At 66.4% G+C, this 607-nt stretch carries 1 protein-coding gene; it reads right to left on the reverse strand.

What is annotated here, in order from left to right; all coding sequences use genetic code 11:
- On the reverse strand, positions 1-607 hold a 607-nt coding region (locus GTW58_RS13570), incomplete at both ends, for an aldehyde dehydrogenase family protein (RefSeq protein ID WP_168023611.1).

Below are 607 nucleotides of genomic sequence, written 5' to 3' on the forward strand. Positions count from 1 at the left end.
GTCCAGGACCTCCGCGACGGCTTCGTGCACCACGTCCCCCTGGGTGTCCCGGTGGAAGGCTGCCTTGTACCAGGTGCCCATCTGGGTGAGGTAGTTCGGTCCGCCGGCCTTGGCACCCAGTCCCACGGAGGACTTCTTCCATCCACCGAAGGGCTGCCGTTGCACGATCGCCCCGGTGATCCCGCGGTTGGCGTAGAGGTTGCCCGCCTCCACCCGGTCCAACCAGGGGTCGTCCTCGGAGGTGTCCAGGGAATGGATGCCCGCGGTCAACCCGTAGTCCACCGCGTTCTGCCATTCGAGTGCCTCGTCCAGGTCCGTTGCGTGCATCAGTCCGAGCACGGGGCCGAACACCTCGGTCAGGTGGAAGAAGGAACCGGGCCGGACCCCGGTCTTGATCCCGGGTCGCCACAGCCGCCCGGTGTCATCGAGCTGTTTGGGTTCGAGCAACCACCGTTCGCCGTCGTCGAGCTCTGTCAGGGCACGGCGCAGCTTGTCCTGCGGTTCCTCGATGACCGGTCCAACGACCGCCTGAAGGTTCTGCGGCCAGTCGACCACCATGGACTCAGCGGCGTCCAGCAACTGACGTTCGAAGCGTTCGGACGTGCCC

It is taken from the genome of Kocuria subflava (genome assembly GCF_012163155.1).
In the GTDB taxonomy this organism is placed as follows: Bacteria; Actinomycetota; Actinomycetes; order Actinomycetales; family Micrococcaceae; genus Kocuria; species Kocuria subflava.